This window comes from Vibrio sp. J2-3(2022) (assembly GCF_021725735.1).
In the GTDB taxonomy this organism is placed as follows: domain Bacteria; phylum Pseudomonadota; class Gammaproteobacteria; order Enterobacterales; family Vibrionaceae; genus Vibrio; species Vibrio diabolicus.
Genome location: NZ_JAKKCK010000001.1, coordinates 1,412,202 through 1,435,255 on the forward strand (window position 1 = coordinate 1,412,202; position 23,054 = coordinate 1,435,255).

General features: G+C 45.5%; 16 protein-coding genes. 6 read left to right on the top strand and 10 right to left on the bottom strand.

Going from position 1 to position 23,054, the window contains the following annotated elements; all coding sequences use genetic code 11:
• Nucleotides 1–239: 239 nt before the first annotated feature.
• Nucleotides 240–1,883, top strand: a complete 1,644-nt coding sequence (locus tag L3V27_RS06130) for a methyl-accepting chemotaxis protein (protein WP_237311306.1) — start codon at nucleotides 240–242, stop codon at nucleotides 1,881–1,883.
• Between the two features lie 109 nt (nucleotides 1,884–1,992).
• Here the strand turns inward: L3V27_RS06130 and L3V27_RS06135 are convergent, their stop codons facing one another.
• From L3V27_RS06135 to L3V27_RS06160, 6 genes are all read right to left on the bottom strand, one after another.
• Nucleotides 1,993–2,568, bottom strand: coding sequence for a DUF1566 domain-containing protein (locus L3V27_RS06135; RefSeq protein WP_053808314.1), 576 nt, complete (start codon nucleotides 2,566–2,568; stop codon nucleotides 1,993–1,995).
• Nucleotide 2,569: 1 nt separating this feature from the next.
• Nucleotides 2,570–4,021 (bottom strand): DUF1566 domain-containing protein, encoded by a 1,452-nt coding sequence (locus L3V27_RS06140; protein ID WP_237311307.1) that lies wholly within the window; start codon nucleotides 4,019–4,021, stop codon nucleotides 2,570–2,572.
• A gap of 25 nt (nucleotides 4,022–4,046) precedes the next feature.
• The gene (locus L3V27_RS06145; protein WP_237311308.1) at nucleotides 4,047–6,296 is read right to left on the bottom strand and encodes a proprotein convertase P-domain-containing protein; all 2,250 of its coding nucleotides are present in this window, start codon (nucleotides 6,294–6,296) and stop codon (nucleotides 4,047–4,049) included.
• A gap of 12 nt (nucleotides 6,297–6,308) precedes the next feature.
• Entirely contained in the window at nucleotides 6,309–8,447 is a 2,139-nt protein-coding gene (locus L3V27_RS06150; RefSeq protein ID WP_237311309.1) for a TonB-dependent hemoglobin/transferrin/lactoferrin family receptor, read from the bottom strand.
• A complete protein-coding gene (locus tag L3V27_RS06155; protein ID WP_237311310.1) occupies nucleotides 8,448–10,445 on the bottom strand; it encodes a prolyl oligopeptidase family serine peptidase in 1,998 nt (665 codons plus the stop codon).
• Between the two features lie 326 nt (nucleotides 10,446–10,771).
• Nucleotides 10,772–12,115 carry a DEAD/DEAH box helicase gene (locus L3V27_RS06160; protein WP_047009779.1) on the bottom strand — a complete coding sequence of 448 codons (1,344 nt, stop codon included), beginning with the start codon at nucleotides 12,113–12,115 and terminating at the stop codon, nucleotides 10,772–10,774.
• A 552-nt stretch (nucleotides 12,116–12,667) separates the two neighbouring features.
• Here L3V27_RS06160 and L3V27_RS06165 point away from each other — a divergent pair.
• Nucleotides 12,668–12,922 (top strand): Lpp/OprI family alanine-zipper lipoprotein, encoded by a 255-nt coding sequence (locus L3V27_RS06165; protein ID WP_005375145.1) that lies wholly within the window; start codon nucleotides 12,668–12,670, stop codon nucleotides 12,920–12,922.
• A 26-nt stretch (nucleotides 12,923–12,948) separates the two neighbouring features.
• Here L3V27_RS06165 and L3V27_RS06170 read toward each other — a convergent pair whose 3' ends face one another.
• Genes L3V27_RS06170 through L3V27_RS06185 form a run of 4 tightly spaced genes read right to left on the bottom strand, consistent with a single transcriptional unit; the run spans nucleotide 12,949 to nucleotide 17,060 of the window.
• Entirely contained in the window at nucleotides 12,949–13,875 is a 927-nt protein-coding gene (locus L3V27_RS06170) for a L,D-transpeptidase family protein (RefSeq protein WP_005394922.1), read from the bottom strand.
• Nucleotides 13,876–13,881: 6 nt separating this feature from the next.
• Nucleotides 13,882–15,297 (bottom strand): deoxyribodipyrimidine photo-lyase, encoded by a 1,416-nt coding sequence (gene phrB, locus L3V27_RS06175; protein WP_237311311.1) that lies wholly within the window; start codon nucleotides 15,295–15,297, stop codon nucleotides 13,882–13,884.
• Nucleotides 15,298–15,316: 19 nt separating this feature from the next.
• Nucleotides 15,317–16,120: a MerR family transcriptional regulator gene (locus L3V27_RS06180; RefSeq protein ID WP_047009571.1), complete on the bottom strand. Its 804-nt coding sequence runs from the start codon at nucleotides 16,118–16,120 to the stop codon at nucleotides 15,317–15,319.
• Nucleotides 16,110–17,060, bottom strand: coding sequence for a DUF523 and DUF1722 domain-containing protein (locus tag L3V27_RS06185; protein ID WP_046875782.1), 951 nt, complete (start codon nucleotides 17,058–17,060; stop codon nucleotides 16,110–16,112). The genes L3V27_RS06180 and L3V27_RS06185 overlap by 11 nt, the downstream gene beginning before the upstream one ends.
• Before the next feature lie 397 nt (nucleotides 17,061–17,457).
• On the opposite strand from L3V27_RS06185, the gene deoD reads away from it, so the two are divergent.
• The 4 genes from deoD to L3V27_RS06205 all read left to right on the top strand — a co-directional run bounded on the left by deoD (nucleotide 17,458) and on the right by L3V27_RS06205 (nucleotide 22,921).
• A complete protein-coding gene (gene deoD, locus L3V27_RS06190; protein WP_005394915.1) occupies nucleotides 17,458–18,168 on the top strand; it encodes a purine-nucleoside phosphorylase in 711 nt (236 codons plus the stop codon).
• A 71-nt stretch (nucleotides 18,169–18,239) separates the two neighbouring features.
• Nucleotides 18,240–19,709 (top strand): hypothetical protein, encoded by a 1,470-nt coding sequence (locus L3V27_RS06195; RefSeq protein WP_005394913.1) that lies wholly within the window; start codon nucleotides 18,240–18,242, stop codon nucleotides 19,707–19,709.
• Between the two features lie 160 nt (nucleotides 19,710–19,869).
• Nucleotides 19,870–21,354 carry a hypothetical protein gene (locus L3V27_RS06200; RefSeq protein WP_237311312.1) on the top strand — a complete coding sequence of 495 codons (1,485 nt, stop codon included), beginning with the start codon at nucleotides 19,870–19,872 and terminating at the stop codon, nucleotides 21,352–21,354.
• Complete coding sequence (locus L3V27_RS06205; protein ID WP_006741935.1) at nucleotides 21,338–22,921, top strand: diguanylate cyclase; 1,584 nt, start codon at nucleotides 21,338–21,340, stop codon at nucleotides 22,919–22,921. Before L3V27_RS06200 ends, L3V27_RS06205 begins: the two co-directional genes overlap by 17 nt.
• Nucleotides 22,922–23,054 lie beyond the last annotated feature (133 nt).

Genomic DNA, 23,054 nt, shown 5'->3' on the forward strand with positions numbered 1-23,054 from the left:
AGTTGAACCCTCTATGACACGTTGTCATTTCTGTATATTAATTCCGCGACTGATCCCTCTACCGTTTTTAGCTTAGCGCTTTTATAAATTGCCGCGCGTTCAAAATGATAACTCCATCGATTTTGGTACATTTCATAACAATTGGATATGAGTAAGTCATTGATTTGACGAATGTGGCAATTAAAATCGAGATGCTTATTTATAAAAAAGATAATAATCAAACCGATAGAGGGTCAATCATGCGTCAATTTCTTAGTACGCTTTCTATTAAACTTCAGGTCTTTTTGCCTGTTCTATTCACCGTTGTATTACTCGTCATTGGATTGAGCGTCGGAATCGGCAAGCTCGACCAAGCATTCAATAAGGTTTCCACTTCCACCAACAAGCTGATCATTCATAAAGAGGAACTCAGCGCCATCGTAGACAACACCTACGCCATGCGCATCAAAACCATTTACAGTCTATTTAGAGCCGAAGATGTCCAATCTCTCAACCAAGAACTGTCTGAACGACAAAACAAAAACCGCGATTTTCTGAATTCCATCGATAGCCTCCCAGGCGTTCAAACCGAAGTGAATACTATGCGCAAAGCCATGGATCACTATGTTGATTTCACGCGCGTCACCATGACACCTCTGCTCACCACCAAACACTCTTCTGGCTACACCACATCCGATTTCAATCAAAAGTACGAATCTGCGATGGCAGAATATCGATTGGCTGGCGAAGCAATGATCAACGCCATCGACAACCTGTCTAAACAATTGAATCAAATCGTCACCGATGAAGTGGAAGCGAATGGCGAACAGCATTCAACCACGCTCACTTACAGTGCGGTTTCACTTGCGGTGATCTTGAGTGCTGCTTCGCTTATTAGTTGGATACTAGCCAGCTATATCGTTGCACCGATTCGTAACCTTCAAGGAACCATGCAAGAAGTCGCGAAGGGAAATCTATTGGTTAAAGCCGAAGCCATCGGAAAAAACGAAGTGTCGCAACTGGCTCAGGATGTAAACCAAACCATCGACAAACTGCGTGAAACCGTGAGTGCATTAGTTCGAATTAGTGAAGATGTGGCATCAGCATCGACCGAGTTAGCGACTGTTATGACTCAAAGCAGCGTTAACTCAGATCAAGAAAAGCAAGAAGTTGAGCAAGTGGCTTCGGCAATCAACCAACTAGAATCGACTGCAGCTGAAGTGTCGACCAATGCACAAGAAGCCGATAGCGCATCAAATCAAGCACGCATGCTTACCTCACAAAGTCTGAGCATGTTTGAGGAAAGCACTCGCGCAAGCGAAAAAATGGCAGAACAACTCAACGAAGCCGCAGCCGTCGTGACATCGCTGAAAGATCAATCAGAACACATTGGTCGCGTGATCGAAGTGATTGAAGGCATTTCTGAGCAAACCAATTTGCTTGCACTGAATGCAGCGATCGAGGCTGCACGAGCGGGCGAAAGTGGCCGAGGCTTTGCGGTAGTCGCCGATGAAGTACGTATGTTAGCGGCGCGAACTCAGGAATCGACGAAAGAGATCCAAACCATCATCGAAGAGCTTCAGCAGCAATCTGGTCACGCGAATGAAAGCATGCACTCTAGCTTAGCCATGTTGTCAGACAACCAAGCTCTGGCACAAGAAGTTAGCCAATCACTTGCTAATATCAGTAACGCTATCGCCGATCTGAACTCAATCAACACTCAAGTGGCGACCGCATCAGAAGAGCAGAAACAGGTCACGGCTGATATCAACAACAACTTAACGAACATCTATGAACTAGTGAGCCAGAACGTGACTGGCATTACGCAGTCCGCCTCTGCCGCTCAAGAGCTTTCAGGCTTAGCGGAAAACCAAAAGCACCAACTTAAGCAGTTCCAAGTTTAAACATTCTGCTCAACACGATAAGTGCCAAAGGTTAGAAAAGAAAAAAGCTCCGCACTGGCGGAGCTTTTTATAAAGGCAAAGCTATCAATCTTTATTAACGTAATAAGTATTATTCATCTGTCACTAACAAGAGAGAGCTTTTGAAACTTGAGTCTAATGGATCTCTATTGAAAACCTCACCATTAGTCGTATCAAGAGTAGCAACATGCTTACCGTCACCATTAGGTGTGTTACTCCAGATATTACGTCCTAAAATATCGTCCTTGTCTGTCAGTGTATAACCGCTCGCAAAGCCTGTACCATTCATCGCTGGGCTATAGCAAGCTTGCTCCGTTAACGATACCAACTCTTTAATGTTTGCTAGTCGCCAATTCTTTTTGCCAGCAAAGTTGTGTAGAGGGTGGTTACCGGACGGATTACGAATTTGTTGGGCCGTAGACAGCGCGAATTGCCATGACATCGTAGCTCGCGTTCCGGTGCATTCTTCGTTTGCTGCATTCCATGTCATACCGACTGGACAGCGCATCCATGTAAGACCTGTTTTTAAGTCAGTTACAGTTCCCTTATCTGAATAAGTGTAACGTGTATTAGGTGCTGTTTTAGCAAACTCAGTCGAACACTCTTGTGCTGCCATTGCTACTTGAGAAGCCAACACAAGAGATAGCGCGGTCATTAGTTTCTTCATCTTATTGTCCCTTAACTGCTACTAGACGGATTGGGAATTGGTAGGAATCATAGGCATCTTCACTTGTACTGCTTGAGCGAATCTCAACGAATGAAGTGGCCCCTCTATCTGCGCCCCGAGAGACAATTGCGGGGAAATAAATCTCACCATCCATGAGCTGTGATGATGTTTCCGTAAACCTAAAACCATCATGCCAAAACGCACCTTTTTCTAAATAAGGGCTGCCTAAAGTTTGCTGTGGGAAGTATTTGACATTAAAACCATACACATTGTTCGGTTCATATTCTGTGCTCGGCGCAAATAGTGTCTTTTCACCGAAATCTAGTAAGTCATAAGTTTCACGGTAAGTAGGCAGGCGCCAACCAGTGATTCCACATAACGATTGTTTGTTTATGTACTCAACGTATTGGCTCGTAGTACAAATTTCATCGCCCACCTCTTTACAGCCCGCAAGATCTACATCTTTGCTAAATGGCTTAAATGTTTCAGACTCAAACGCAAATAGGCGGTCTTTAAATTGAATAGAGCTCGCATCCGCACTCTTGTTTTCCCAAACAAGACCAGTACGCTCATCCAAAGTGCAAGCCCACTCAGTGGCATCTGCAGCTAAAGCAGCGCCTTGTGAATCTAGCTTAACGAACTTAAAGCCCGCGCCTGTCGACGTTTGCTTGTCCTGTTTGTCGAAGCCGTATTCCGCATCTTGACCAGGGTAAGAAGCTTGAACCTCTGCAACGTCTGCAGCGCCATCAGCAAAATGAAGAACGGCCCCCGTATCGTTGCTGCCAACCGTTTGTTCAGCAACTGCTGCAATTTCTTCAGCAAATGCACTCACTTCCGCTTCAGACAAAAGATCAGAGGCTAGCGATTTACCTTGAAAGCTAAGACTTTGAGCAAGCAGCGCTACGCCTTTGGTCATTTGTTGTGGTTGCATCGCAGCTAATAGCGCAACCGTGTTTTGCTCTAGCTTGTCTAGCTCGCTGGCTTCTGCGTTAGACATTACCGTACCAGATAGAGAAACGCCGGCATCCGTGAGTTGCGCTTTAACAATATCTTCAGCTTGAGCAACGGTTTTACCATCAATTACAAGACCTGCTAGCAACGTTGTTACACCATTGACCGTGTTACCCGTTGCTAAGTTTTGGCCTGGAGCCGCAAGACGCAACGTTTGGTTTGAGCCTTGATCAACTTGAGCAAGAATCGTGCTAGTCAAAATGTTCTTGTCGCTTGACGTCAGGGAGAACTTACCAGCATTATCCGTTTTAGCACTCGGTTCAGTAGTATCACAAACGTAGTTCTGGTTTAAATCGATACATACTGGCGTATCAAGAAGTGTACCTGCAGAAACGATGGTGCCAGCTACATTATAGGTCGGTGTTGACGTGTCACCACCAGAACCACCGCCACAACCAGCTAGGGCTAGTGACATAGCAACGAAAGAATATTGAAACTTCATAAATTTTGTCTTCTTTAGATTTTAATTAACGAGAACGAATCACTCTCACCATTGAAAGCAGGAAAAGTCCTACCAAGGTCCAAGGCGAACCACTGCCACCTGAACCACCACTGCTTTCTTTAGTGGTATCAGCACTACACTGATACTGAGCAAAGTGACTAACACCCCACTCTTTCAACACCCCAGAGTTCCCTAACACGCGATCAGATACTTCGAGACGCCAAGTACCCCAACTCGGTTGACCGACAAGTGCTTGTAACTCCTCGTCATACTGAGCGGTGAAGTAACCTTTAAACCCATTGGTATTGCTTGATTGATGGCTAAGTAGCACAACCGATTTACCTTGTGGAGACACAAGCGTCACTTGCAGATCCTGCAGTGAGTCATGTTCGATGTTCAGGTAAACCGCAAACGAATCATCAATCGTGCGTGACTTGTCCGATAGCGTCTGAGAGAACAATCTGTCACCCTGCTCCGGCAAAGCGGAGTTCACTGGTTGAGGCTGGATATCGAGCTCTGGCGTACCATTAACCAGCATCAACTTTTCACTCCACTGGTGAGTCTTTAAGCCTTCAGCAAATTGGTAATCCAATGAAATAGAGGAATCGAATTGCGTGCCACATGTCAGACCGCTTGGTAACGCCACCTTCATTGAGGTCGAGTCAGAAAGCGTTTCATCAAAGTCAAAAACGGATGCGTTATTTAGCTGCCATTGCCCTTTGATGCTCGCTTCGCGGCCAGTTTGGCTCAGGCTCACTCCCACGTCTTGACCTTGTGCGATGTATCGAGCGTCATAGCGAACGCGAAAAGGCGCTTTAAGCAAGTTGTGTTTGTTGAAGCTGTCCGTCAGAAATTGGGCATAGTCTTTATTTGGGAACAAAGTGCGTGCGGCAAACACGGTTGACTCCGCCAAATCATGCATTTTTACACCACGACCAATACCGTACATGCCTTCAAGAACAATGGCGTCAAACTCGCGGAACACGCTATCGGTGTCATCACCGTATCGTTCAATCGATGCTTTAAGCGCTTGGAACAATGGCGTTGACCACAGCTCATCGCCTAGTTCACCGCCCACACTAACGTGCGCTGGATACTCTGAGCTCTCGAAGTAACGCGCTCTTTGGTTCCATAAGCTACGAGTTGTTTTGCGTGTTCCGAACATACCGTCCCAGTTGAACACCGTATCTAACTCGAATTCTTGGCCACGGCGAGCTGCATCTAAATACTGTGTTCGGTAGCTCGCGCTGCCCGCCCAGTAATCACCAACACCTTCTCCAATCGCGCCAGTATGTCCATACGCCCAATCAGGAACGATTTGATAGTGAATACCGTGTCCTAGCTCGTGCAAAATCACATCTGCATCTGCAGCATCTGGAGATACTCCGCCAACGCCTAACATCAGCGCACGCGAACCTGTGTAGTAAGAAGAGTTGTCGAGCGCTAAACCACGCCCATCAAAACGAAGCGGCTCTTCAAATAAGTCATAGCTCAAGCTCGATAAGTACTGCAGTGAGCTATCAAGATGGTAAAACGCCATCAACTGCAAAAAGGCATTGTCGCCAAGTTGAGCGCTTTGCATCGCTTTTACATCCGCAAAAGATTGAACCCCCTCAGGCGGCAAAATACTGCTTGTATCACGCACAGGCTCCGCACCTACCGCAGGTGAAGACAGTAATGCAAGTGCATCCACCTGTTTAACGCGCTCGTTGGCTAGGTAGAACTTGCCCCCGGACTGCAAAACTTGAATCTGCTTCTCAACATATTGAAGTGGCTGCGGATAATCCTCTAACGAATTCCAAGCAGAATCAGGCGCAGCTTGTTGTTGCATTGTACGTAAATCAGGATCAAAGAGTGAGACGGGAACCGTCACTAACTCACCAGAGCTCAATGCTGGCGGCTCGGTCACTTCCAATCGAACAGGCAGTTCCAGTTCTCCGGCTGGCATCGCCTCACCATTACGAATCACCGTATCTTCAAGGCTTTTGAAAATACGTTCAACTTGGCTGTCTTGGTTAGTCGACAGCACAATGGTGCGTTGCGGTTGATACTGTCCATCGACCCACACATCAAAGTTGTAATGATCTCCGAGCTGAGAACGAGTTTGATAGCGAAACTTAAGTTCGCCAGCGCTAGCGTAATTGGCTTGTAAATAGCGCAGCGCTTCGGCTTGGTTCGTGACCGTAATAGCCGCGCTAGGGTAATCCCACTCGGCAGCGTTCGTCACTTGAACGCCTGCCAACGCAAGAGAAAGCGCCAAAAGTTTGAGTTTCATGCAGGGCTCCTACTAAAAGATGTACTTCGCGTTAACCGTAAAGTAACGACCTGGTTCCGTTGAGTAGCGTTTGCTCTCATCTGCTATGCCAGCAACGTCTTGGTAGCGAATGTATTCTTTGTCGAACAGGTTGATGATGGTCGCACTCAAACGAAAATCTTTGGTGATTTGGTAACTTGCCCCCAAATCGAACGTGTTCCATGAATCTGTTTGTGCGCACTCGGTCTTTTGTCCAAGTGACGTTTGGCAACTCGGCACACGATCCATCGAACCAGCCCAGTTCCACGTCACGAACGCATTAAAGTCTTGCTGCTGATAGTTCAGCCCAACATTGCCCTCGAAAGGTGTGATGCTACGAACGTACTCGCCTTCGGCGTCCTTTCCGTCAACATAACCAAGCTTGGTACTTAGCTTCCAAGACGATGTGAAAGCATACGCACCAGAAAGCTCCGCGCCGTAGGTTTCAACACCGTGTAAATTTTGGTATTGCTTGATGTAGTTACCGAAGTTATCTTGCCCTGTGGTAACAACATCGATGAAGTTTTGGAACTTGTTGTAAAACGCAGAAACGTAAAGTTGCGCGTGGCCATTATCGAATTTGTTACCGATTTCAAACGAGTCCGAAGTTTCAGCCTCTAGGTCCATGTTCGGTGCAATGACAAACGGCGTTAGCGGCACAAAATCATGGTTTACGAAGCCATACGCTTTGTCGTATTCCGGAGCACGATAACCGTGGTTATAAGATACATAAGCGATGTTATTGGCAAACACTTCACGAGAAATCGATAGGCTTGGAGATACCTCTGAGCTATCCATGTCTTTTAATGGGAAGCCGCCCACTTCACCCTCACCGTCCGGTGTTAGACGGTGCGCATCAAAGCGCAGGCCGCCTGTAATGGTCCATTTATCCAGCTCCACCATGTCTCGAACGTACAGACCAATGTTATAAGCACGAGCAGGAGCGAAAGGTTGTTTGGTCGAAGGCGTTACCCCGTTCCAATCAATCTTGGAATCGCTATCTGTGCGTTCATAATAGTCAGTAGAAAGCTCGATACCGTAAGCCAATTGGTGCTCAGCATTTGCAGCATAAATCGTATTGGTGAAATCACCACGGAAGCCAATTGTTTCGTCAATGAAGGTTTTGTGTTCTAGCTCGCGACGTCTAACAGTCAAACCATTGTGGTCAACTTGGCGCATTAAACGGTTGGTGTCTTCCACCACTTCGGTGTGGCGCCAGTAGACCTTTGTATCTAACTCTTCGAACCAAGTTGGATTAATCGGTGTGACCTCTGCACCAACATAAGCGCTGTACTCTTTTGTCGATTCATCTTCTGCGAAGTCTTCGATATGCCATTTGCCATCCTTCTGTATAGATGGCGAACCTTCCAGGCGTTGTTGGTCTTGCCGATAAAGTTCGGCACGCGCTTTGACCATCACTTCATCATTGAAGAAATGATTGATGGCGTATGACGCGCTGTAACCATCCAAATCGCGGTTGTACAAATCTTGGCTGAAGTTACGCGTCTCTTCACCTTGCCAATACGCCGCGTTGACTAAGCTTTCCGTGTCGCCAGAACGAAATGCCAGATTGCTCGCGCCTTTGTATTTATTGCTAATCCCCGTGTACGTGCCCGTGGCGTCAACATAAAAGTCACGATCTTTTAAAAACTCGCCCGGCTGTTTGGATTTTAGAATCACAGCGCCACCGATAGCACCAGAACCTAAGACTGAGGAGCTCGCCCCTTTCACTACTTCTAATGATTCCAAATTAGAAAGATCAAACGTATCGCGGCCCACTTTGTCATTGCTGTCATTCGCACCAAAACCGTCTGCTGAGCGAATGCCGTCACGAATGATCATAATGCGGTTACCCGTCATGCCTCGAATCGTGATGTTTTGTGGACGCCCAGCGCCACCCGACACACTTACCCCAGGTTCGTGACGCAGCGCATCATAAAGCTCTGTTTCGCCCTTTTGTTCAATCTCTTCGCTAGTGACAACTGCGACGCTGCCTGCTAGTTCAGACATTGGTTGTTCAATCCGATTCGCCGTCACCACGACCTCTTCCATAGAGAAAACGTCAGATTTGGCGTGCACTTGGCTGGCAGCTAGTACCGAAAGTACTGCCGCTGACACTGGGGTAAGCTTCATTTACTGCTCCGCTTTAGATGTTTTAATTAGTGATAAAAGAAAGGCGTATTCTTTTGCTTGTTGTTCTTGCGCTTGTCGTGGGTCCATTTGGTGGCCCGAATTAAAATCGGTCTGCAACAAGTACGGCCCGTCGCGCTCACTTAGCGCGGAAACCTTGGCGAGATACTTGGCACCTTCCCAGTAAGGCACGCGCTGATCGATCAAACCGACTTGAACCAGCATGGGTGGGTAAGCGTCTTTATGAATGTTGAGAATTGGATCGTACGCTTTCATTAGCGCCAGTTGCTCAGATTTGGTTGGGTTACCCCATTCGCCATACTGCTGTGTGGTAAGAGGAAGTGAGGTATCCGACATACTTGCAACCACATCAACAAAAGGCACTTTGAGTACGACACCTGAAAACAATTTAGGATCTTGATTAACCGCTCCGGCCACCAACGTGCCACCAGCACTAGAACCGATGGCGAAAACCTCTCTATTGCCACGTTCGAATGTTTGCAGCGCCTTCGCGGACGCGACAAAATCACCAATAGAATTGGCTTTTCGCACACCACGGCCTTGTTCGTGCCATTCATCACCAAAGTACCCACCGCCACGGACATGGGCAATAGCGTAAATCACGCCTTGGTCGAGCAAGCTTATGACTTGAGGCATAAAGTACGGTTTCATCGTAAAACCATATGCGCCATAACCGTAAATCATCACGGGTGATTTCGCGTGTAATTTGTCTTTGCGATACGCCAAAGAGACCGGGACAGAAACACCATCGTGATTGATAAAAATGCGTTGGGAGACATAACGTTGACTATCAAAATCTTGGTAAGCATCTTGAGAATACAAGGCTTTAGTCAGCGTTTTTACATCGAACTCTTCCCACTGAGGAGGCGTAGTCATCGACATGCTTCGTATACGAATCTTGTTTGATTCAAAATCGCCCAACGTGCTCAACCAAGCGACATTGCCATCCTGTTCCAATGGCAGTATCACTTTTTCCTGACCTTGGTATGAATACACCGTCAATGTCGCTACGTTGTTCGGCTTACTGAGTGCCACAACTCCTGCATCATAAAGGTAGAACTGGTCAAGCGGTTCACGAGGGGTCGTAAAGCGTTGCCATGTTGCGCTAAGAGGTGCTAGATCGGTTTGATAAAGTGCAAATGTACCTTCAAGGTTGCTGTTGATGTAAACGCGCCCTTTCGCCACATCCGCGTAATATTCCACGCCCGCTTCCGGCACTCTTAGTGAATCGCTTACGGTGCCCGTTTCTAGATCAACAAGCTTCTGCTCTGTGGTTGACTCGTTGTTGCTTTGCAGTACCACGTAACGGCTATCTGCCGCACGGTAGAAAGAAAGTAACCAATCTGATTTGTATTCGTGCCATACAACGGTTTTAGCCAAAGATTCAGTGGAGATGCGTAGGATCTTATGAGGTCGCTGTGTACGCATTTCCTTCGAAACGAGGTAAGCCATCTTACCATCAGGTGAAAGCAATACACCGCTATCGACGTGCGTTGCCAGCTCCGTAGATTGGCCAGAGAGTAAATCAACAACCACGGCGCGATATTGCTCACTGCCATCAATATCTTCAGTAAAAAGCAACGTGTCTCCGCTTACTTGCCACTGCCCTACTTGATAATACGGATATGCAGATTGACGTTCAGAGAAATCAAATACTGTGTTCTCTTGTGCATACTGGTTCGAACGTGATAGCAACACATAACCACCGTCACGACGCGTTAACGTCCATTCGCGTCCATTTACGATCGACCATGGTTTATCACCTTTATCTGCCACCATGGCTTCCCACTGCGCGAGAAGATCTTGCGTCAACGTCTGATATTTTTTTTGATGCTGTTCAGTCTTACGGTTCAGCTCTGTTAGGTAGGTAAGAACTCGCTCATCTTTACGAGCGTCATCTCTCAACCAATTAAAGTCATTAACGGCAAAGCAAGAACTAGAGGTAATTATGAGCCCTAAAAAAACATGAGTAAATTTCATATAGAGAGCGAATTCATTTATAGAATTAATACAATGGCGCGTATTCTGCCCTTAAATAAAAATGAGATCAATTATCATTTTCATAATCATGTGAAATTTTTATCTAGTATGTGAAGAAAAACGTTTGCTTGGACCGAGGTGATAAAACTTAATACCTCTCTAAATTAGCGATCTATGCTGTTTATATAAAACCAGATAAATATAAAAGCCTAGCAAACACGTTCGTATAGAAAGACATCATTTCGCCTGGAGATAAGCATAAAAAAACCCGAGTGCGAACACTCGGGTTTTGAAAAACTAAAATCAGTTGAAAACTGGAGCGACTTTTACTCTTCAGAGTTTGGTGCCGCTGGCTTTTTCTTCGGGATGAACACATCATCACCCACTGATACGTTTTTGTAGAAACTCTTGTCACGTTTAACAGGTTTCTTAGCCGACTTCTTCGCTTGAGGGCGTGATTTCTTCGCTGTCGCTTTCTTGTTACGGAAATCTGGCTTAGGTGGCTTCAGGCCTTTGAACTTACCTTTCAGATCTTCGAATACTGAAAACTCAAGATCTTGTTGTAGGTAAGCTTCTACACGTTTAAAGCTATCCCAGTCTTTTGGACCAACAAGAGAAATCGCATCACCCTTGTTACCAGCACGGCCCGTACGGCCAACACGGTGTACATATTCTTCAGTATGCTTTGGCATATCGAAGTTAATGACGTGTGTCACTGTCGCAATATCCAAACCACGAGAAGCAACATCTGTTGTCACTAGGATCTTGAATACCGCTCGCTCAAACTGGCTCATGATCGTATTGCGTTGAGTCTGGTTCAAGTTACCACTCAATGCAACAGCCTTCAGTTTCTTCTCGTTTAGCTTCGCTGTTAGGCGTTCTGTATCATCGCGCGTCGCCGTGAAGATGATAACTTGACGATATTCTGCTTCTGAAAGTACGCGATCTAGAATCGCCTCTTTATGATCAAGATGATCACACAAGTAGAATTTTTGCGTGATATCTTTGTGTTCTTCGTTAGAAACACCGATAGCAATACGTTTCGGTGCATTAAGCATTTCAGCCGCAATGTCATTTACGTCGGCGTGATCCAACGTCGCAGAGAACATTAATGTTTGACGGCGACGATGCTTAGCTGCCTTATGGATACGACGAAGCTCTGGTGCAAAGCCCAAATCCAGCATACGGTCTGCTTCATCAAGGATCAGCGTTTCCAAACCTTCAAGGTAAAGCGAGCGGTGCTCTAAGTGGTCAGCCAGACGTCCTGGTGTCGCCACGATGAATTTCGGGTAACGGCGCAGTGCTTTCACTTGATCATTAAAGTTCTCACCACCCAAAATCAATGCAGCTTCATAAGATAGGCCAGCAAGCATAGAGCGAAGCTCACCATACACTTGTTTCGCTAGCTCACGAGTGGGAGCAAGAATAACTGCGCGAGGGTCTTTGGCAGAAAACGATTTTGTCTTTAAAGACTTGTGAAGCATTGGTAATACAAACGCCAAAGTCTTGCCCGAACCCGTTTTCGAAGATGCCAATAAATCCTTGCCTGCAATCGCAACAGGAATAGCCTGCTTTTGAATGTCAGTTGGTTTTTTAAAATCGTAGTGTTTTAGGTTCTTCAACAATCGGTTGTCTAGGCCTAGATCTTTAAATTGCAAAGTATTCTCCAATAAATCAGTCAGCGTCTGAGCGCTCTGTAATGTCGTTTCCGCTCTAACGCAGCAAAAAAATAAAGCTCGGTATAATACCGTAAATCATAGGAGTATAGATAGAGATCACACAAACTAATTCCCACAGATGAAAACAAAACATCATTTGCGGCTCAATTAAGAACAAACCCTCGCTTTATTGGTCAGCTGCTTGGCTTAAGATTTAGAGAAAAGCGAGCTCAAGGTGTGCCTCTCTTTCTCCAATAAAACTGCGTAAATGGCAGTTATTTGCGCCGAGAAACTTTCATTTGTGTCAATATCGTCTAAATTATTGATATCAGGAACGTGGCAAAAACACCTGCTATGAGAACTGTTGTGGGAATAAGGGAGAGGATAATTCACTCACCTTTGTTAAGCTCAGGTAAAAGTTGACGTCAGGTACTCCATGAAATTCTTGGGTTTTTTTGACTTTTGCTACATCATGTACTGATAAAATGTATCCACATTTAACCTCGCTACTGTATAAAATAATAGTTGGTAGCGAGACTTTCACTATAAGCAAGGAGTTCTTATATGAACAAAACGTTGATCGCAGCTGCAGCAACTTCAGTACTTCTACTAGCAGGTTGTGCTTCTTCTGATGACGCAGCAACAGCAAATGCAGCAAAACTAGACGAACTAAGCAACCAAGTTAGCCAACTAAGCCAAGACGTACAAGCTCTTCAATCTGACGTTCAAAAATCAGGTGCAGCAGCGATGGCTGCTCAAGAAGAAGCTGAGCGTGCTAACGAGCGTATCGATAACATCGCTCAGTCTTACACTAAGTAAGATTTGATACCGCGTCTTAACGCCTGTTAAGGCGCGGTTATTTCGACAGGAACCCCATTCTGTGCGGCAATCGCTGCTTTAGCCTTCACATTTTTCAGTCCGAACTCATCCAGCCACCACTTTAACTCTTTTGGTACCTGTAGGTGATCTTTCTCACCATTGCTGCGAGTCAATGGCTCATGTGCCTCTAAAAATACACTTCTGTCCGGCTCTAGTGATACTTTCACTGGTTGGTTAATGATATTCACTTCTTCACCGTTACGAACTTTTTCAAACAACCATTCAATGTCGCTTGGGTCCATACGAATGCAACCCGCGCTGACGCGCATGCCGATGCCAAAGTCTTTGTTGGTACCGTGAATAAGGTATTCACCATTTCCGTAGGCTAAACGCAATGCAAACATCCCAAGTGGGTTGTCTGGACCGGCAGGTACAACGGTTGGCAAGTCAATGCCCTTCGCTTTGTACTCGGCACGAATCGAGGCTGGCGGCGTCCACGTAGGGTTTGGACGCTTTTGGCTAATACGCGTTGTCATCACCGGGGTGTCTCGCCCAATTCGCCCGATTCCCACGGGGAATACATGCACAATATCTTCCCCTTTCGGGAAGTAGTATAAGCGCAATTCCGCTAAATTGATGACAATGCCTTTGTGGGGTACATCAGGGAGGATCAGTTGTGTTGGAATAGTAAGAACGTGTCCCTCTTCTGGTAAGAAGGGATCCACGCCTTTATTTGCCGCCATTAAACCTAGCATCCCGACATCGTAGTGCTTGGCAATATTTGCCATGGTTTCGCCTTCTTGCACGACGTGGTTTTCAAGGCGACCAATTAAACGACTGCCATCCTCTGGTAGCTCGTACATTTTAGCGAATGACAAACCACTCGCTAAAGATAACGATACAGATAACAGCGTACGTTTTGCGAAACTCATTGATCGCTTTTTGCTAAGCATTTCACTTTATTCCTTGGCACTTTTAAAGAGCCGTAAGGTTATCTCTCTTTCTGTCTTGTGATCAACCATCGGCTTGTGATATTCCAGTAAAGAAAATCCCTCCCAAGTCCAAGGTTTATGGATGTATTTGTTTGGCACACTTTTGATTTCAGGCACCCAGTGGCGCACGAATTGGCCATCAGAATCAAACTTCTCACCTTGGCTTATCGGGTTGAAAATACGGAAGTACGGCTGCCCATCACAACCCGTCGATGCAGACCACTGCCAACCACCATTGTTTGCTGCGAAATCGCCGTCCACCAGCTTACTCATGAAGTACGCTTCGCCCCAACGCCAGTCAATGTGTAAATCCTTGGTGAGAAAGCTCGCGACAACCATACGAAGCCTGTTATGCATCCAGCCAGTTTGGTTGAGCTGACGCATTGCTGCATCGACGATCGGGTACCCTGTCACTCCAGTCTTCCATCGCTCAAAAGCCTGCTCATCATAAGACCACTGAATTTTATCCTCCCAGTCGATAAAGCCTTTGCCTTTAACGAGCTTTGGTTCGAAAACCAACAGATGCTGATAAAACTCACGCCAAATGATCTCACTCAACCAAGTTGCTTTTCCTTCTGTTAGGTCATTTTGTTGGTTTTCAGCATACAAGCGAGCAATACATTGCCTTGGTGACAATGCACCAATCGCAAGATAGGGAGACAGTTGACTGGTGCCATCAATAGCCGGAAAATCTCGATCTTCCTTGTAAGCATCACTGCGCTCACGAGCAAATTCCCTAAGCTGCTTTAAAACATCATTGGTCGAAGCAAACCAATCCTCGCTGGACTCTCGAGGATAGCTAAACGTGAAGTCTGAACTAAATCGAATCGGCTCTAATTGTTCCAATAGTTTGCTGCTTAGCGGCGCTTGTTCTTGAGGCTTTGTTACCGCTGGCATTTGAAACTGCGTCAACCAAGCACGTTTGAATGGTGTAAATACCTTAAAATACTCACCTTGCTTATTGAGAACCGTCGTTGGTGGGTGCACACATTTGTCGTGAAACAGTTCAAAATCGATATCATGGGAAGCTAGCGCCTCACTCACTTGTGCATCGAGCTCTCGTTCATTCACTTCATAGTGAATATTCGCCATAACAGACGTTGCTTCAAGTGTTTTCGCCCATTCACTAATCACTTCGGTACAATCAGAAAACGACGGCACCTCTTTATATAAAAAAGGAACATTCAGGCTTTCCAACTCGTCGTTGAGATACTCTAAACGACGAGCAATGAGATCCGCCTGCATCGGCGCCATGTGGTGTTCTCGCCACTGCTCTGGCGTCGCGATAAAACAAGCGACAATAGACTGACCTGAATCTAACGCCGCTTTAAGTGCTGTGTGGTCTAACGTTCGTAAATCACGTCGAAACCATACTAAGATCATGGTGTCTCCTTCGTTTCGTCTACTCTGTTAGGTGCAGTTTCTCAATCACTTCAGAACATCCAATACGTTCGCCAAAACGTGTTTGAAGCATTTTGATGGACTCCACTTGCTTAGCTGCCAGCGCTTTATTGGAAAACAGGTAAATGAGCGAGTAGCTATCAACAACTTCGTGCTCCAGTAAACCAGAGACATCATCAACTTTGTCGATCAACGTCGTGTGATACCCTTGCTCACACAACTTCGCCGCTTGAATCCAGCTCTCTGCTTCCCTATGTTGTTCAAAGCTGATAAGCAAGCACTTCCCTTTGGAAGCGGCTTTGTTTTCAGAGTCGATAACAAGGGCAAGACGAGTAATCAAACAAGTTTGAAATAACCCCATTTGCAACGATCTCAGCGATCCTTTGACCATCTCCAGCGCGTCAAATACAGGGTCAATAAACTGTTCAATAACCAAGTTCAATGGATACTCTTTGAGAACAGAAGCAAGTAAGCTCTCCGCTTTGCCTCGATTCAGTTTCGAAAGTGCTGATAACATGGTTTCTACTTCTTCGAGAGTACGAACTTCATTGTTGACTTCTACGTCAGCACTTTTTCCCAAAAGTCCCTTTACTTTACCGATTGCAATCCCCTTCGCGAGCCAACTCTGGACTTCACGAATGGTATCGAGATCTTGCTGTCGATAAAGTCTGTGCCCTTTTTCTGTTCGCTGAGGCTGGATCAAATTGTATCTTCTCTGCCAAGCTCTCAGCGTAACTGGCTTCACACCCGTGATTTCTGCGACATCTCGGATCGCGTATAGTTTTTCTTCTGAACTACAAACCATAGCGTAATCTCATCTCCTGCGGATACGGTTCTAAAAACTTCTGTTTTGCTAAATACTCATCTGGGTAAGTGTTTAAGTAGTGCTTAATCAATGTCAACGGTGCTAATAATGGCAGTGTACCAGTGCGGTAGTCATGAATTACTGTTGCTAATTCTTCTTTTTCGTCTTTAGTTAAAGCGCGCTTAAAATACCCTTGCAAATGCATTAGTACGTTAGTGTTATTTTTTCGGCTAGCACGATTCGCAAGTGCCTTCATAAGACCCAAGCGATATTCTTGATAGAATTCTTCGATTTCATAGCTAGCGACATCGGCAACTAAACGACCAAGAGAGCGGTATGACTCAGGGTGATGCGCCATCAAGGTCAACTTATAGCGCGAATGAAAATCGATAATTTTGCCTCGAGTTGGCTCTCCGTCCATCGAGTCATAAAAGTCGTTTAGGCAAAATACTCGGGTAATAAAGTTTTCTTTTAATACAGGATCGTTGAGTCGGCCATCCTCCTCGACGGGCAACCAAGGCATTTTTTTCATCAGCGTTTGTGTGTACAAGCCGACGCCTTCTTTCGCTGCGTTATTTTTGCTATAAACCTTGACGCGCTCCATACCGCAAGTTGGAGACTTGGCACAGACGATGTAACCACAAAGTTGCTCGCTTTGTAGCTCCTCCACTTTGTTAGCAGAGTAAGCAAGCATATTATCGGTATGGTCATTTTCTGGATTTTTAGTTTCTACCAGCGCCACACGCTCTTCTTCGGAAATCAAACGAATTGTTGGTCGCGGCACTGGCATTCCGACGCCCACTTCGGGACATACCGAAACAAAGTCAAAATACGGGCTGAGCTCTTTAGTCACAAAGTTACTTACTTTATGACCAGAGTCAAAACGAACCCGTTCACCCAAAACACAAGAACTGATACCTACTTTGATTGAAGATTCCATGATGACGCATCCCTATACAAAATGTTTTGTTGTATAACTTATAGCAAGGCTTTTTAGATTGTACAAGAAAATAAACTGTACAATTTAGTCGTTTTACTTTTCTCAAGAGCATTTCGATCAGCGCTTTCTCAAAAGTTTTTGATGTTCTCAGTGTCCATTTTGTGCGCGCAATCGACAAATCGCTCAAAAGCGAATCGATTGCTCTTTTGCTTTCAACAGATTTAGTTATCAATGATGTTCATGGTTTCTAAAAGCGTGGTTTTTGTGACTAAGCTCTCAAGGGGCTACTGTACGTCCCGATATTATTGCTTCAACGAAAACGAACAAGTTCAACAGAATTGGTAATAGCGTTCTATACTAGAGGCGTTTTATCAAAACAAAACTTTGGAGAGCACTTATGGCAACCCCACACATCAATGCACAACCAGGTGATTTCGCTGAAACGGTTCTAATGCCAGGCGACCCTTTACGTGCTAAATACATTGCAGAAACGTTTCTTGAAGATGTGAAGCAAGTTTGTGACGTTCGTAACATGTTCGGCTTTACTGGCACTTACAAAGGCAAAAAAGTGTCTGTTATGGGTCACGGCATGGGTATCCCTTCTTGCTGTATCTACGTACACGAGCTAATCGCAGAATACGGTGTGAAAAACGTAATCCGTGTAGGTAGCTGTGGTGCGGTACGTGACGACGTTAACCTAATGGACGTTGTTATCGGTATGGGTGCTTCTACAGACTCTAAAGTAAACCGTATCCGTTTCAACAACCACGACTTCGCTGCAATCGCTGACTACGGCCTTCTAGAAGAAGCGGTAAACCAAGCGCGTGCTCAACAAGTACCAGTGAAAGTTGGTAACGTATTCTCTGCAGACTTGTTCTACACACCAGAAGCTGACATCTTCGAGAAGATGGAAAAACTAGGCATCCTAGGTGTAGACATGGAAGCGGCTGGTATCTACGGTGTTGCTGCAGACCTAGGTGCGAAGGCGTTAACTATCCTAACGGTTTCTGACCACATCATCCGTGGCGAAAAACTAAGCTCAGAAGAGCGTCAAAAGTCGTTCAACGACATGATGAAAGTTGCGCTAGAAACCGCAATCAACATCTAAGAACAAGTAGTAAGTAATAATTTGCAGCCAGAGTTATTGCTGGCTGCCCGAATTATCCCGAGGGGGCGATTGTGTCTAACGGCGAACTGCCAAAAGACGCAGATGGGTTACAACTCAACTTTTGTAAAACATTGGCGTGTGACAACTTTGGATTGAGTGATGCAAAGCGTTACGTTCTGCAACATGCTAACCCTAAACGTCCGGCGATGGTATGCCGTGAATGTGGAGCTTTCCCCCCCTTACTTAACAATCGCGATGTCGTGAACGAACTTCATCGCCTGCGACACGTCCACAGTGACGGGTTGCCTGCGTGCCGCAATGATGATTGCGAGAACTTTGGACTATCCGTCCACACACATAAACACCTCTACCACGCTTTCGGTTACAGTGGTGATCGTCAACGTTACCGTTGTAAAGCGTGTCAAAGTACCTTTGTTGATAAATGGTCAGGCGCGAACAAGAAGCTACAATTCCAAGAGAATTTAATGGGCTTATTGTTTACTGGTTACTCTGTGCGCGAGATCTGCCGAAAACTCAGTATCAACCCGAAAACCTTTTACGACCATGTTGATCATATTGCGAGTCGCTGTCGCCGTAAATTAGCCACTATTGATGCTCGTTGGGTAAACCACGCAACGCACTATGAATTGGCCTCAAACTATGTTGCATTGCAGCCAAACAGCAATAATGGTGTCTACTGGATTGTTTCTGGTGAAGCCCACTCAGGCTATATTCTTTGTCAACATGTGAACTATTCTGCTGATGAAGAGCCAATCGCCACGCTAGACCATAACCCGTACGACGAGGTCTCTCGTTTTGTTTCCCAAGAGTACACAGCGGAAGCAAGTGAACCGCCAGCGGAACCTTCGAACCTCCTGCGTGAGCGTATTGACCAAAAATACCAAACCATTTTGGCTCGCGGTAACGTGGAAGATCCTCTTGGTAATCTTTCTGTATTCCATTACCCATCTAAAGGTGCATTAGTTCGTCCGCCTTACACATCATACGCTCATTACCTGCATGTACTTGATATGTGTTGCCCCAACAAACGTGTATCTCTATATATGCCTCAAGACCCCCTACTACGTTCGGCAGCACTGAGCGTTTGTTTGTCTCGAATTAAAGAGAAAAATGTCGACTTGATGTACGTAGAAGAAGACGCAAATTGGGACATGAGCACACCTTTTGGCAAGGTCGATATCGCCTATATGAGCTGGTGGCGAGATCGCTGGGCGATCTCCACTCAAGACGAAAGCCATAAAGGCATTTGCTACCTTGCAGGTGATAGAAATGAGCCCGAGAAATGGTTTAACGTTGCAACAACTCGCCATGTGCAGTTCTATCAAAATCGCTTCCAGATCCTTTTCGAAAGCTTCATTAACGAGCCACGTCGCAAATTACGACCTGCTGGAATTTTACCTCTTTTAGATATATTCAGAGCTTGGCATAATTTGTGCTATCAGGATAAGCAGGGTCTTACCGCCGCACAAAGGCTAGAAGTCACTGATGCTCCTTTGACCATCAAACAGCTCCTATCGTAACTATTGGCATTTAGATGTAGTAATTAGGGGCTGTGACAGTATACATTACGGCACCTAATCGTTTACCAAAGCGTTATCCGCATCGTTTTGGTAATAAAACATGCATCTAACCACTTAATATTAGGTGTGAATTCCAGTTCGATAGTCATGGATGTGAACGTTGGATAAAAACCAAATTCAGCTAGAAGATGAGCTCAAAAAGCTTAAAGGCCAAATAAAAACGGCCCCTGAACACACCTTCAGTATTGCGCAGCAATACCGTATCCGCGCGGAGCAAATTTTATTTGTGGATGGTGAAATCAGAGCATTGCTGATAATGGCGCAGTGCTGTTGGTGCCTAATGGATTACCGACAAGGCTTAAAGCTAGTCAAAGACGCCTACAGCAAGCAAACCCAACTTGAAACCGACGACCACCTGCCCGAAATTCTTCATTTATTTGCTCTTCAATATTGGGGACAAGCAAAGTATTACTCAGCCCAACAATATTGGATTAATGCACTCGAACAATCCGCCCTCGTTGATGATATTGAAATTCAAATCGAATCTCTAATTGGGCTTGGCAACGTATGGCGCATCACAAATGAGCATCAACTTGCCACTTCCACTCATGAGTTGGCCGTGAAAGTGGCAAACAACGTCCGTATTGCTTGGTTGGAAGGCAAAGCTCGTATCCTGTTGGCTTGGGACTATTACTTACTGAATAAATTTGTCGAAATGCTCACTGTGCTGGATGGTGCAACCGAAGTACTAAAAGATCATGATGACAGCACATGGCAAGCCGAAATCTGGGACTTTAAAGGCCTAGCGCTACTTGGGCTAGAACGCCTTGATGCCGCAGAAGAAGCCACACAAAAGGCCCATAAACTCGCTATTGAACATGATCTAATTTGGATGAAAGCACACTCGTTTATTAGCCGCGCAAGGCTCGAACTCTTGCGCAAAAATACGGATAGTGCAGCAAAGTTACTACTCGCAGCAGAAGAGTCCGCGCTTAGTTTTGACAACGGCGAGCTACTAAGTCAGATCTGCTTTCAGCAATCTCGAGTTGCTGAAGAGCAAGGTGATTTTGAATCAGCGTTTAACGCGTTTAAAAAATACCGTAAACATGCACTTAAAATGCTCAAAGAACAGACTCATCGAGTCAGTATGGATAAAGCACGCGGCTCCAAACGCCAGCTAGAGCAACGAGCGCGTAAGCTGATTAATCGAATCCGTTCTCAACATGAATATGACCCTGAAAAGCAGTTTTCTAATGTTGTGTCCGAGACCTACTGGTGGGAACAGTTAGTTCTGTTTAAAACAGAGCTCAAACGCTCCAACCACGCGATCATTATGATTCAGCATGCAAACCCCGAATTTCTCGATGTTTGTACTGAGCTAGTTCATGCATTGACGACCTCAAGTGATCTCATCTCACGAATTTCCAGTGACAGACTAGCTATGTTAATTGCAGAGAAAGGTCAAGCAGCAGAAGATGTCTATCGTACGGTTCAGGCAATGTTAGACATCTATCCATGGAAACGTCGCGGGCTAAAAGGTCCCAAACCGATACTGTATTTGCAAGATATCCTGACCTTCCCATTCACTTTGGAGCAACTCGAAGAAAGCTATATTGAGGTAATGAAGCATGGAACAACTGCTTAGCAAGGTGACTGACGCAGGCATCGATCCTTCTTCCGTCTCTGGTGAAGAAGCGATTACGCTGTGGGAGCACATCGGGTTACATATTGCATCCACGAACCGAGAAAAAGCACATTGCTATATCATTAGTGCCGAGTATCGACGAGAAATTAAACAGCTCAACGACAGCATCGAAGAACTACGACAAGCCCTTGAGTTGCTCGTTTTACCCGACGATGTAGAAGATATTCTGTCTGTAAAAGCAAGCTTGAGTGATCGTTTAGTAGAAGTAGGTGACTACAACGCAGCATTAACCGAGTATGTCGCTGCAACGAATATCGCCGTCGAATATGGCTATATTGATGAGTACGTACTGGCTATTATTGGAATGGGCAATTTGTGCGATGCCTATGGGGATCACCATCGCGCCTTGCGTTATTACCAAAAAATCGATGCGATCGATCACGCCATTAGCAGTCGCTCCCTACGTCTGCGCTACAAACTTTACATGCTTGCCTGTTACATCAGTTTGAACCGTACCGCAGATGCACAAGAATTATTGAGTGAGTGTGAAGAGCTAAGTATCCTCGTCAGTGATAAAAACCTTGCTGCGCAAATTCATCTTTACCGAGCCAAACTACATCGTTTGCAAGAGGATTACCCTAACGCATTACTTGCTATCTCTAATGTCCAGTATACGACGGGCAGTGCTACCACGTACTGGTTATCCACGATGGTCAAAATCGAGACCGCATATTGTCTAAACGGTGTCGGACACATCTCTTTAGCCAACTTAGTGCTGGACTCTATCGGTAAGCGAATTCAGAAGCACTCGTCTCCTCTTGTCGCTCAGCATTTTTACAACGCGATGAGTCAAGTTTACGCTTCTCAAGGGTTATTTCAGAAAGCATTAAACTGTGAAAAAAAAGCGTTTCGCATTGAATCTGACCTTGTCAAACACATTCCAATTGGTGAATTGGGTTCCACTCAATTACGTCGACTTTCTCGTTTTGAGCTACAGCTCAAACTCATTTTGTCAGAACTTGAAAACAAAGAACTCAAGGAAACCACCAAACAACATAAGAATACGGTCGCCCAACTACAGCAAGATGTCTTTACTGACCCGCTGACCTCTTTGCACAACCGACGTTGGTTAGAAGTCAAACTCAAAGACCTGCTTTTGCACGATACTGAATTTGCGTTGATGGTCATCGATATTGACCACTTTAAGTCCATCAATGACGAGCTCAGTCACCTTGTTGGAGACAAAGCGATTAAACGTGTGTCTCAAGAATTAGCAGGATACTTCAAATTTAAAGGCGCTTCTTGCGTTCGCTTTGGCGGTGAAGAGTTTCTTGTCATTCTAGAGAATAGCAATCTAGAACGGGCAGAAATGCATGCCGAGAATTACCGCGAACGCATTTATCAATATGGTTGGGACGATATTCTTGGCGAGCGGGGGTTGACCGTATCGATCGGGATTACCTTACATCGAGAAGGAGAGAATACCCAACGAACCTTCTACCGCGCCGACAAAGCCTTGTACCGCGCCAAAGCCAATGGCCGAAACCAAGTCTGTACCGAACTTTAAACCGTGCCCCAACCTTCACTTGGGGCATAACCGTGGCTTTTATTCTCTATTCCTTCCTTTATTACTACTTAGTTTGAATATAGTCGCCTTCACTTCTTATTGTCCCCGAATAGCAATCGATACGGATATCGCA

What these genes read in the sequence shown, in the direction of transcription:
- L3V27_RS06150 (WP_237311309.1), bottom strand. Translation starts at nt 8,447, where the DNA reads ATGAAGCTTACCCCAGTGTCAGCGGCAGTACTTTCGGTACTAGCTGCC.
- L3V27_RS06145 (WP_237311308.1), bottom strand. Translation starts at nt 6,296, where the DNA reads ATGAAACTCAAACTTTTGGCGCTTTCTCTTGCGTTGGCAGGCGTTCAA.
- L3V27_RS06135 (WP_053808314.1), bottom strand. Translation starts at nt 2,568, where the DNA reads ATGAAGAAACTAATGACCGCGCTATCTCTTGTGTTGGCTTCTCAAGTA.
- L3V27_RS06170 (WP_005394922.1), bottom strand. Translation starts at nt 13,875, where the DNA reads ATGCTTAGCAAAAAGCGATCAATGAGTTTCGCAAAACGTACGCTGTTA.
- L3V27_RS06140 (WP_237311307.1), bottom strand. Translation starts at nt 4,021, where the DNA reads ATGAAGTTTCAATATTCTTTCGTTGCTATGTCACTAGCCCTAGCTGGT.
- deoD (WP_005394915.1), top strand. Translation starts at nt 17,458, where the DNA reads ATGGCAACCCCACACATCAATGCACAACCAGGTGATTTCGCTGAAACG.
- L3V27_RS06130 (WP_237311306.1), top strand. Translation starts at nt 240, where the DNA reads ATGCGTCAATTTCTTAGTACGCTTTCTATTAAACTTCAGGTCTTTTTG.
- L3V27_RS06185 (WP_046875782.1), bottom strand. Translation starts at nt 17,060, where the DNA reads ATGGAATCTTCAATCAAAGTAGGTATCAGTTCTTGTGTTTTGGGTGAA.
- L3V27_RS06155 (WP_237311310.1), bottom strand. Translation starts at nt 10,445, where the DNA reads ATGAAATTTACTCATGTTTTTTTAGGGCTCATAATTACCTCTAGTTCT.
- L3V27_RS06180 (WP_047009571.1), bottom strand. Translation starts at nt 16,120, where the DNA reads ATGGTTTGTAGTTCAGAAGAAAAACTATACGCGATCCGAGATGTCGCA.
- L3V27_RS06165 (WP_005375145.1), top strand. Translation starts at nt 12,668, where the DNA reads ATGAACAAAACGTTGATCGCAGCTGCAGCAACTTCAGTACTTCTACTA.
- L3V27_RS06205 (WP_006741935.1), top strand. Translation starts at nt 21,338, where the DNA reads ATGGAACAACTGCTTAGCAAGGTGACTGACGCAGGCATCGATCCTTCT.
- phrB (WP_237311311.1), bottom strand. Translation starts at nt 15,297, where the DNA reads ATGATCTTAGTATGGTTTCGACGTGATTTACGAACGTTAGACCACACA.